Here is a 10,040-nt window from a genome sequence, read left to right on the forward strand (position 1 = left end):
GCGGGGGCCGGGGGATGCGGATCGCCCGCCGCCCCGCGGACCTGCCCGGCGCGTTCCGGCAGGCGTGCGCGGACGCCCATTCCTTCTTCGGCGACGGGCGCGTTTACGCCGAGCGCCTCGTCCAGGACGCGCGGCACGTCGAGGTGCAGGTGCTCTGCGACGCGTACGGCGAGGTGGTGTGCCTGGGCGAGCGGGACTGCACCGTCCAGCGGAGGAACCAGAAGCTCATCGAGGAGACGCCGGCCCCCGGACTGCCGCAGGAGCTGGTCGAGGAGATCCGCCGGGCCGCGGTGACCGGCGCGCGCGCCGCGCGGTACGTGGGCGCGGGCACCTTCGAGTTCCTCGTGGACCGCGACCGGCGGTTCTACTTCATGGAGGTCAACAACCGGATCCAGGTGGAGCACCCGGTCACCGAGATGGCCACGCGGATCGACATGGTGCACGAGCAGATCCGCGTCGCGGCGGGGGAGCGGCTCGGCCTCGGTCCGCACGACGTCGCGCCGCACGGCGCCGTGATCGAGTGCCGGGTCAACGCGGAGGACCCGGACCGGGGATTCGTCCCCGCGCCCGGCCGCCTGACGGAGTTCCTGCCTCCGGGCGGTCCCTTCGTCCGGGTGGACACCCACTGCTTCCCCGGCATGCGCATCTCGGGGGCGTACGACTCGCTGCTCGCCAAGGTGATCGTGTGGGCGCCCACCAGGCCGGAGGCCATCGCCCGGATGCGCCGGGCGCTCGCCGAGTTCCGGATCGACGGCGCCGGCGTCCGCACGACGGTGCCGTTCCTGCTCCGGGCACTGGACCATCCCCGGTTCCGGGACGCCGCGCACACCACGGATTTCGCCGCCGGCCTGCTCAACGCGGATCGTTGAGCGCCGCTCCAACCGCGGTTGAGCGCGGGCCCGGATGCTGAACGGGACATCGAATGGCGGGAAACGGCCCATCGGGAAAAGGCGGAGGGGGACGGGCGTGATGAAGGGGATCATCCTCGCGGGCGGCTCCGGCACCAGGCTGTACCCGATAACCCGGGTCATTTCCAAGCAGCTGCTGCCGGTCGGTGACAAGCCGATGATCTACTACCCCCTCTCGGTGCTGATGCTCACCGGGATCAGGGACGTGCTGATCATTTCAACGGCCGAGGACGTCCCGCGGTACCGGCGGCTGCTCGGCGACGGTTCGGATCTCGGAATGAATTTCTCCTACGCGGTGCAGGACGAGCCCAAAGGCATCGCGGAGGCGCTCATCATCGCGGCCGGGCACATCGGGAACGAGCCGGTCGCGCTCGTCCTCGGCGACAACATCTTCTACGGGCACCTGCTCGCGGAGCTCCTGCGCGAGCAGGCGCGGAACGTCGACGGCTGCGTGCTCTTCGGCTATCCGGTCGAGGACCCGGAGCGTTTCGGGATCGCGGAGACCGACGCCGGCGGCCGGCTGCTCTCCATCGAGGAGAAGCCCGCCCGGCCGCGCTCGAACCGGGCGGTCACCGGGCTCTACCTCTACGACAACGACGCCGTGGAGATCGCGCGGAACCTGCGCCCGTCGGCGCGCGGCGAGCTCGAGATAACGGACGTGAACCGCGCCTACCTGGAGCAGGGCAGGGCGAGGCTCGTGGAGCTCACCCGCGGGTTCGCCTGGCTGGACACCGGGACGCCCGAAGCGCTGCTGGCCGCCAGCCAGTACGTGCTGACCCTGGAGGAGCGGCAGGGGCTGCACGTCGCCTGTGTCGAGGAGATCGCGCTCCGGATGGGGTTCATCGACGCCGAGACCTGCCACCGGCTCGGGGCCGGGCTGGCCTCGTCGCGATACGGCCAGTACGTCATGACCGTGGCGTGCGCTGAGAAAGCCGACCGAAGGGAGACGGCATTGAAAGAGCTGACGATCGAGGACCTGAAGCAGATCATGCGCGCGTGCGCGGGTGAGGACGAGTCCGTGGACCACGGCGGCGACATCCTCGACACGTCGTTCATGGACCTCGGGTACGACTCGCTCGCGCTGCTGGAGGCGACGGCCGTCATCAAGCGCGAATACGAGGTGGAACTGAACGACGAGGACGCCGACGTGGTGGAGACACCGCGAACGTTCCTCGACAAGGTGAACGGAATGCTCGTCGGCCGGCAGGCCCTCGGCACATGACGTAGGCGCCCCGCGCCCTTCTCCGCGGCAGGAGGCGGCCGGCCGGAAAGGCCGGCCGCCTCCTTTCGTGCATCCGGGAATCAGAAGTAGTACAACTTAAGGAGCATTCGCCGTTCCGAACGGTCCCATCCGCCCATTCTCCGCGCAACTTAGGTAATTCGATCTTGTCTTGCCGGCCGTCGCTGGTTAACGTGCCTAAGTGGTCGACGGCCGGTCGATCCGGCCATTACCCCCAGTCGAGGGAGAATGCGATGGAATTCCGGGTTCTAGGGTCCTTCGAGATCATTCAAGCGGAAGAGAACATCGCCCCGACCGCGCCGAAGCCGCGCCAGGTCGCCGCGCTGCTCGCGCTGCGCCGCAACTCCGTCGTCCGGACCTCGGAGCTGATCGACGAACTCTGGGAGGACGATCCGCCGGTCAGCGCGATGACCACCCTGCAGACGTACATCTACAAACTGCGGAAGATCTTCCAGCGGTGCGGCGCGGGAGAGGTCCTGCAGACGCGGCCCGCCGGATACATGCTCAGCGTCCCGGACGAGGACGTCGACCTCCACTGGTTCGAGCAGGCGATCAAGGAGGGGCGGGCGACCCTGGACCGCGGCGACCCCGTGCGGGCGGCGGAGATCCTGGCCGACGCCCTCGCCATGTGGCGGGGGCCCGCGCTGGTCGACGTGCTCGCGGGCAACCTGCTGTCGGCGTACGTCGCGCGGCTCGAGGAGGTCAGGTTCCGGGCGCTGGAACTGCGGATCGAGACCGATCTGCGGGTCGGCCGCCACCTGGAGCTGATCGGCGAGCTGAAGTCCCTGGTGGTCAGGTATCCGCTGCACGAGGGCTTCCACACGTCGCTGATGACGGCCCTGCACCACTCCGGACGCCGCTACGAGGCGCTCGACGTCTACCGGACGCTCCGCGGCAACCTCGTGGAGCAGCTCGGCCTGGAACCCGGCCGCGAGGTCCGGGAGCTGCACCAGGGCCTGCTCTCGGCCGACCTGCCGGCCCCCTCGGCGATCGAGCCGGGGCCGGGGCCGGGACCCGCCCGCGCGCCGGCCGAGGAGCGCGCGGACGAGCCGGCGCCGGCGCGGCTCCCCGAGGACCCCGAGTTCGCGGGCCGCGGGACCGACGTGGCGGAGGTCTGCGAGCAGGTGGCGGCGCCGCCGCCGGAGCCGTGCGGCGCCGGGCGGGTCACCGTGATCAGCGGGATGCCCGGGGTGGGGAAGACGGCGCTGGCGGTGCACGCCGCGCACCGGGTCCGCTCCGCGTTCGCCGACGGGCAGCTCTACGCGGACCTCCGGGGGTCGACCGACCGCGCCCGCGACCCCGCCGAGGTCCTGCACTCCTTCCTCGGCGCGCTCGGCTTCCCCGCGCACCAGATCCCGGAGGGGCTGCAGGACCGCAGCCGCCTGCTCTCCTCCGCGGCCGCCGGCCGGGGCCTCCTCATGGTGCTGGACGACGCCGCGTCGGCCGCCCAGGTGCGGCCGCTGCTGCCCGGCGGCACGCGCTGCGCGGTGGTCGTCACCAGCCGGCGCAGGCTGGAGGGCCTCCCGGGCGCGCGGAACATCGAGATCGACGTGCTGAACCGCGCGGACGGCATCGAGCTGCTCGCCCGCATCATCGGCGGCCCCCGCATCCGCAGGGAGCGGGACGGCGCCGAGCTGCTGGTCGACGCCTGCGACTCCCTGCCGCTGGCACTGCGCTGCATCGGCGACCGGCTCGCCGCGATGCCCGGCTATTCGCTGGGCCGCATGGCGGAGGAGCTCACCCGCACGCCCCAGCGCCTCCCGGAGCTGCGGTTCGGCGATCTCGACCTGCGGTCCAGGTTCGACTCCAGCTACGAGCGGCTCGGCGACCGCGAGCAGGGCGCCTTCGCGCTGCTCAGCATGCTGCCGTCGGAGTTCACCGCCGACACGGCCGCCGACCTGCTGGGCTGGGACGCCGCCGAGGCCCGGCGGACCCTGGACCACTTCCTGAGCCACCACCTGCTGCGCTGCGCCCAGGAGAACGGCACCGTCCGCTACCGCTACCCCAAGCTCGCCCGGATGTACGCGCGGGAGCGCCTCACGTCGCTCGTCCAGACCGGTGACGAGCGGCCGGCGCGGAGCCCGGCCTCGATGGCGTGATCACCGGTGCTCGATCGACCTTCGACCCGGCACCGGCAGCCTTGCGGTGTGAGGCTGATAGTCACCGGCGGCGCGGGTTTCATCGGGTCCCATTACGTACGGTCGGCGCTCGCCGGGCGGTACCCGGCGCTCGCGAACGCGCACGTGACGGTGCTCGACAAGCTGACCTACGCGGGCAACCCCGCGAACCTCCCCGCGGACGACCCGCGACTGACGTTCGTCCGCGGCGACGTCTGCGACGGCGAGCTGCTCAGCGACCTGCTGCCCGGCCACGACGCCGTCGTGCACTTCGCCGCGGAGTCGCACGTGGACCGTTCCGTCTCCGGATCGGCGCGGTTCATCGCGACGAACGTCGAGGGGACGCACACCCTCCTCGAAGGCTGCCTGCGGGCGGGCGTCCGCCGGTTCGTCCACGTCTCCACCGACGAGGTGTACGGGTCCATCGACCAGGGGACGTGGCCGGAGGGGCACCCCCTGGAGCCCAACTCGCCCTACTCCGCGTCCAAGGCGGCCAGCGACCTGATCGTCCGGGCGTTCCACCGGACCCACGGGCTCTGGACGTCGACCACCCGCTGCTCGAACAACTACGGGCCCTACCAGCACCCCGAGAAGCTGATCCCGCTGTTCGTCACCAACCTCCTGGACGGGGAGGACGTGCCGCTCTACGGCGACGGGAGGAACGTGCGCGAGTGGCTCCACGTGGACGACCACTGCCGCGCGGTCCAGGCGGTGCTGGAGCGGGGCGGTCCGGGGGCGACGTACAACGTCGGCGGCGGCGTGGAGCTGTCCAACCTCGAACTCACCCGCCTGCTGCTGGACGCCTGCGACGCGGGCTGGGAGCGGGTGCGCTTCGTCCCCGACCGCAAGGGCCACGACCAGCGGTACGCCGTGGACGGATCGAAGATCGCCGGGGAGCTCGGCTTCCACCCGCGCGTGCCCTTCCTCCGGGGGCTCGCCGAGACGGTCCGCTGGTACGCCGCGAACCGGGAGTGGTGGGAGCCGGTCAAGCGGCGTCCCGCGGTCGTGGACGCCGGCGCGCGCTCCTGAGCCGGGGGTCCGCGCCCTCCGAGGCCATGGTGCGCCGCCTTGAACGGGAACGCGATCATCACTGATTTCGCTCGCCTCGCTGACCAGGAGATATATCCGCAGGAAATCGATACCGTCTCGCTGACCTGGCAGAACGACATGGCGTGATCAGTGTGCAAGGCGAATGGGCCGCCGTCCCCGCCACCGCTGGGCCCACCTGCACGGGAGCGGTGAGAATGCGGTGCGCGGGTCCTGATCACGAAGTCACAAGGTGTGGTTGAGAACGGCCTTAACGGTCATAACGGACTTAGCGGCTGGCGAGGTCAGCGGCTATCGTGCACGCAAAGACGGACTTCTCGCCCAGGGGACATCGTGGCAGAGAGACCTTCCTCGTTGCCGGGGCATGCCGGCCCGGCCGCGGCCTCGCGACTGGAAGCCGACCGGGCCGAGATCGTGGCCGCGTACGAGCGGGTCCTGGACGAGCTGGGCGGTCCGGTCGCCGCGGACCGGGTGGCGCGCGGGCAGCTCGTCGCGAACGCGGAGCGGGTGCTGACGGACGTCATCGGCAGCCTGCGCGCGGGCGCCGTCCGGGTCGCCGCGGGCTCGGAGCCGAGGGTGCCTGAGCCCAGGGTCCCGGAACCCCGGATGCCGGAGACCGCGGCGATGCGCGCCACCGCCCCCGGCCCGCGGCCGCAGGAGTCGGTGCGGACGGGTGCCGTGTTCTTCGACGTCGTCCAGCGCGAGCTGGTCCGCCGCCTGGATCCCGAGGGGGAGTCCTTGCCCCTCCTCATGCTCGCGTCCCGCGCTCTTTACCAAAGCATTACCTGCAGTGGGGGACTCCTCGCCCATGAGGGGTACTTGCGCGACATGCTTCGCCAGGCGCAGGTCGAGGAGAGGTGCCGCATCGGGCGGGAGCTCCACGACCGCGTCGGCATGTGGCTGAGCGCGGCCTACCGCCAGCTCGAACTGTACGACCTCGACAAGAACAGCAAGGGCCCCTGCCCCGAGACGGAGAAGCGCCTTACCGCGGCCTACGGCGCCGTGCAGGAGGCAATGCGGATCCTGCGGGACATCACCTCCGATCTGCGTTTCTGCGAGTCGTCGAATTGCCTGGAAAAGGCGCTGCGGACGGCGTTCGAGGCCCTCGCGACCGGCGACGCGGTCGTCCAGCTGAAGGTCAACGGCGACGAGATGTGGGCGTCGCCCGCGGTCAAGGACGAGTCGTTCCTCGTCGTCCGGGAGGCCGTCCGGAACGCGGTGGTCCACGGTATGGCCGAGCTGGTCCAGGTGCGCGTCGACATCGCGCCGCACGAGATGCGCATCTACGTCGATGACGACGGGGTCGGCTTCGACCCGGACCAGGCCACGGCCTCGGCCGGGGTGGGACTGTCCACCATGCGCGAACGCGCGGAGCTCATCGGCGGCACGATCACCGTGTCGAGTACGCCGGGGCAGGGCGCCCACGTGGAACTTTCCATACCGCTTCCAGGAAGCGAGAACGATGCAGCCTGACCAACCCGAGACGACCGTCCTGCTCGTGGACGACCACGCCCTCGTCCGCGAGGGCCTGCGGGAGATCCTCGGCTATCAGGACGACATGGTCGTCGTGGGGGAGGCGGGAGACAGCCAGGGGGCCGTGGAGCAGACCGCGGAGAAGCGCCCCCACGTCGTCCTGCTCGACATCGAGATCCCCGGCGACGACGCCACCACCACGGTGGCCAGGATCCGCCAACGGTCGCCGCACACCGCCGTCCTCATCCTGAGCATGTACGAGGGACCGGAACTGCTGCAGAGCCTCCTCGACGTCGGCGTGCGGGGCTACCTGCTGAAGAGCGTGACCAAGCAGGAGCTGGTGTCGGCGATCCGCAGCGTCCGCTTCGACAAGGACCGCGTCGTCGTGTCGGTCTCCAGGGAGAGCATCGCCGGCGGCGGCCAGAGCGATCCGGGCGGCCCCCCGATGATCCTCTCCGACCGGGAGCGCGAGGTCCTGGAGCTCACGGCCCAGGCGCTGAGCAACCGGCAGATCGCCGCGCAGCTGTCGCTCACCGAGGCGACCGTCAAGCGGCACCTGCGCAACATCTTCGTGAAGCTGGGCGCGGCCTCCCGGATCGACGCGGTCAACAAGGCGGTGGAGGGGGCCCTGATCGAGGTGGGGGAGCGGCGCCAGGCGGCGCACCGCTAGCTGGAAGGGGGCGCCGGCCCGGGCGGCGGCGCGCCGGCGATCGACGCGGGCGGGAACAGGGCCGCGAGGTGGTCGCACTCGGCGGCGGTGAGCCGTATCTCGGCCGCGGCCGCGTTCATCTCCAGGTGCAGCCGGTCGCGGGTGCTCGGCACCGGCGTGATGTCGTCGCCCCGGCACAGCAGCCAGGCCAGCGCGAGGCGGGCGAGGCCGACGTCCCGGTGCGCGGCCATCTCCTCGGCCGCCCGCAGCAGCCGCACGTTGCCCGGCAGGTTCTCCGGCCGGAAACGGGGATCGCCGTGGCGGGCGTCGCCCGCGGCGAGCTGGGCCGCCGAGCGGATCCGGCCGGTGAGGAAGCCGCGGCCGAGCGGGCGGCAGGCGAAGACCGCGACCCCGCGCTCCCTGGCGACCGGCAGGCACTCGGCCTCGACGCGCCGCTCCCACAGGGAGTACTCGGCGGCGAGCGCGGCGACCGGATGCACGGCGTGGGCGCGCCGCAGCTGCTCGGCGGAGGCGCCCGACAGGCCCACCCAGCGGACCTTGCCGGACGCGACGAGCCCGGCGAGTTCCCCCATGCTCTCCTCGACGGGGACCCTGGGGTCCACTCCGGCGAGGTAGTAGATGTCGATGTGGTCGACGCCGAGGCGTTCGAGGGAGGCGTCACAGGACCGCCGGAGATGTCCGGGCGTACCGTCGAGCCGCGTCCCCCGGCCGCCGTGAGCGGGCCGGAACCCGCCGGAGGTGGCGATCACGGCCTCGCCCCGCCGGCCGGCGACGGCGCGGCCGACGAGCCGTTCGGCCCTCGCGACGTCGTCTCCGGCCACGGCGTCGATCAGGGTCACGCCGATGTCGAGCGCGAAGCGGATCGTTTCGATGCCCGTCGCGTCGTCCACCGGCCCGGATCGTCCGGTCAAGGCGAGCGTGCCCAGTCCGATGGGCTTCGAGGCCGGGCCGGCGTCGCCGAGCTTCCTGACGTGCATCTCCTCCTGACCAGTCCGTGGTAAGGGGTGCTCGCGAGCCGGCGCGGGGCGCGCGCATTACCGCCACGCCCCGAGCGGCAGTCGTAATTCACATTGTGGCCAGAAGAACTGGGTTTTGGAAGGCGATTCCGCAAGTCGTCGACGAAAACCGCCCGCGGCAGGCCGATGACCAGCACAGGGAATGGACAAAACGTTCAGCGGGCTTTCAGGTTCGCGGCGCGGCGGCCGGATCCGGGCAGCGCGTTCGACCGTGCGGCCCGCGCGGTTGAACGGCTGCGGAGGTCGATCCGATGGCTGGGATCTGCCCTGGTCAGCGTGCTCCGGAGCGGAGGGCCGATGCTCTGAAGGATCATGCCGGGCATTGGGCGTCCCGGTGAATTTTCCCCATTTCGGGTGCGGGTCAGCGTCCTAGCGTCGCTCTAGCCTGGCACGACGGCCGCGGGGCAGCCTGGCGGCCGGTGGAGAGGCGGGATTGCTTATGGACAAAGCCGTGGAAAAGGCCATCGAGTGCATTTGGGAACGGTACAACGAGCCGCTGTCCCTCGCGGAGATGGCGCGGAGCGCCGCGCTCAGCCGCTTCTATTTCGCGCACCGGTTCAGGGACGAGACCGGAACGACCCCCGCCCGGTTCCTCGCCGCGGTCCGCATCCACCAGGCCAGGCTCCTGCTGCTGGACACCGCGATGAGCGTGGCGGAGGTATCGTCCGCGGTCGGATACGGCAGCCTGGGCTCGTTCACGAGCGGCTTCACGGCCGGTGTCGGGGTCTCGCCGGGCCGGTTCCGCCGCCTGTCGCGGACCGGCGGGTTCGGGTTGCCCCGCCCGTGCCCGTCCGGGCGCCCCGGCACCGGCACCGGGGCCGTCGCGGGGACGGTCAGCCTGCCGGAGGGCCGCGGGAACGCGCGCGTGTACGTGGGCGCCTTCCAGACCCCGATCCTCCAGCATCCGCCCGTCGCGGGCATGGTCGTCGACGTGCCCAGCGGCCGCCCCACGTGCTACCACCTCGCGGACGTGCCCGAAGGCACCTGGTACGTGCACGCGGTGGGAACGGCGGACGGGGTGGGGCCCGACCCGTCGTCCCAGCGCTGCTCGCTCGTCGGCAGGCACGACGCGGTGCCGGTGGACCGGGACGCCGTCACGAGCGCCGCGGTGCGCCTGCACCGCCCGCGCCCGGTGGACCCGCCGGTCCTGCTGGCGCTACCCGACCTGGAACCGCCGCCCGCTCGGACCGGGGCCGGCTGCCCCGTCATCGGCTCGCACCCGAAGGCCGCCGTCTAACGCACTGTCGGGCCGGTGTTCGCACTACGCCGGACGCGCGGTGGCGGCGACGCTTCGGGCGGTGCCGAACCAGTGGGTCAGCGCGTGGGTGAGGTCGTGGTCGGTGCCGGGGCGGGTCCAGGCGATGTAGCCGTCGGGTCGGATGAGTGCGGCGTCGAGGCCGGGTGCGGGTGGTTCGGTGGCGGTGATGGTGTCGATGCGGTCGGCCCAGGGGTGGGGCTGGTCGGTCTGGTCGGTGGTGATGAGGAGGCCGCAGGCGGTGTGGAGGAGGTCGGCGATGCGGGGGCGGGTTCCGTCGGTGAGGGTGAGGCGCAGGTCGGGTGGGATGCGCT

The 10,040-nt window shown here is 71.7% G+C and carries 7 protein-coding genes and 3 pseudogenes; 8 read left to right on the plus strand and 2 right to left on the minus strand.

Annotated features, from left to right (window positions below; all coding sequences use genetic code 11):
* The 7 genes and pseudogenes from E1266_RS31310 to E1266_RS31335 all read left to right on the plus strand — a co-directional run.
* Positions 1 to 869 (plus strand): annotated as a pseudogene (locus tag E1266_RS31310) (acetyl-CoA carboxylase biotin carboxylase subunit); the annotation flags it as partial.
* Positions 870 to 969: 100 nt separating this feature from the next.
* A pseudogene (gene rfbA, locus E1266_RS31315) lies at positions 970 to 1,827 on the plus strand (glucose-1-phosphate thymidylyltransferase RfbA); the annotation flags it as partial.
* A gap of 69 nt (positions 1,828 to 1,896) precedes the next feature.
* Entirely contained in the window at positions 1,897 to 2,130 is a 234-nt protein-coding gene (locus tag E1266_RS39665) for an acyl carrier protein (protein WP_268248554.1), read from the plus strand.
* Between the two features lie 251 nt (positions 2,131 to 2,381).
* Positions 2,382 to 4,247, plus strand: a complete 1,866-nt coding sequence (locus E1266_RS31320; RefSeq protein ID WP_132053210.1) for a BTAD domain-containing putative transcriptional regulator — start codon at positions 2,382 to 2,384, stop codon at positions 4,245 to 4,247.
* A 48-nt stretch (positions 4,248 to 4,295) separates the two neighbouring features.
* Entirely contained in the window at positions 4,296 to 5,294 is a 999-nt protein-coding gene (gene rfbB / locus E1266_RS31325) for a dTDP-glucose 4,6-dehydratase (protein WP_132053212.1), read from the plus strand.
* A 351-nt stretch (positions 5,295 to 5,645) separates the two neighbouring features.
* Positions 5,646 to 6,785 (plus strand): sensor histidine kinase, encoded by a 1,140-nt coding sequence (locus E1266_RS31330; RefSeq protein WP_132053214.1) that lies wholly within the window; start codon positions 5,646 to 5,648, stop codon positions 6,783 to 6,785.
* On the plus strand, positions 6,775 to 7,455 hold the full coding sequence (locus E1266_RS31335) for a response regulator transcription factor (RefSeq protein ID WP_132053216.1): 681 nt from the start codon (positions 6,775 to 6,777) through the stop codon (positions 7,453 to 7,455). The genes E1266_RS31330 and E1266_RS31335 overlap by 11 nt, the downstream gene beginning before the upstream one ends.
* Here the strand turns inward: E1266_RS31335 and E1266_RS31340 are convergent.
* Positions 7,452 to 8,432: an aldo/keto reductase gene (locus tag E1266_RS31340; RefSeq protein ID WP_132053218.1), complete on the minus strand. Its 981-nt coding sequence runs from the start codon at positions 8,430 to 8,432 to the stop codon at positions 7,452 to 7,454. The two genes, E1266_RS31335 and E1266_RS31340, sit on opposite strands and share 4 nt — an antisense overlap.
* 478 nt (positions 8,433 to 8,910) lie before the next feature.
* Here E1266_RS31340 and E1266_RS31345 point away from each other — a divergent pair, with 478 nt between their 5' ends.
* Positions 8,911 to 9,708, plus strand: coding sequence for an AraC family transcriptional regulator (locus E1266_RS31345; RefSeq protein ID WP_132053220.1), 798 nt, complete (start codon positions 8,911 to 8,913; stop codon positions 9,706 to 9,708).
* Positions 9,709 to 9,732: 24 nt separating this feature from the next.
* Here the strand turns inward: E1266_RS31345 and E1266_RS38390 are convergent.
* Positions 9,733 to 10,040 (minus strand): annotated as a pseudogene (locus tag E1266_RS38390) (hypothetical protein); the annotation flags it as partial.

Origin of the sequence: Actinomadura sp. 7K534, from assembly GCF_004348575.1 — a bacterium.
Lineage (GTDB): Bacteria > Actinomycetota > Actinomycetes > Streptosporangiales > Streptosporangiaceae > Spirillospora > Spirillospora livida.

Excerpts from the sequence above, each read along its gene's own strand:
- E1266_RS31335 (WP_132053216.1), top strand. The coding sequence starts at position 6,775 with ATGCAGCCTGACCAACCCGAGACGACCGTCCTGCTCGTGGACGACCAC.
- E1266_RS39665 (WP_268248554.1), top strand. The coding sequence starts at position 1,897 with ATGCGCGCGTGCGCGGGTGAGGACGAGTCCGTGGACCACGGCGGCGAC.
- E1266_RS31320 (WP_132053210.1), top strand. The coding sequence starts at position 2,382 with ATGGAATTCCGGGTTCTAGGGTCCTTCGAGATCATTCAAGCGGAAGAG.
- E1266_RS31340 (WP_132053218.1), bottom strand. The coding sequence starts at position 8,432 with ATGCACGTCAGGAAGCTCGGCGACGCCGGCCCGGCCTCGAAGCCCATC.
- E1266_RS31345 (WP_132053220.1), top strand. The coding sequence starts at position 8,911 with ATGGACAAAGCCGTGGAAAAGGCCATCGAGTGCATTTGGGAACGGTAC.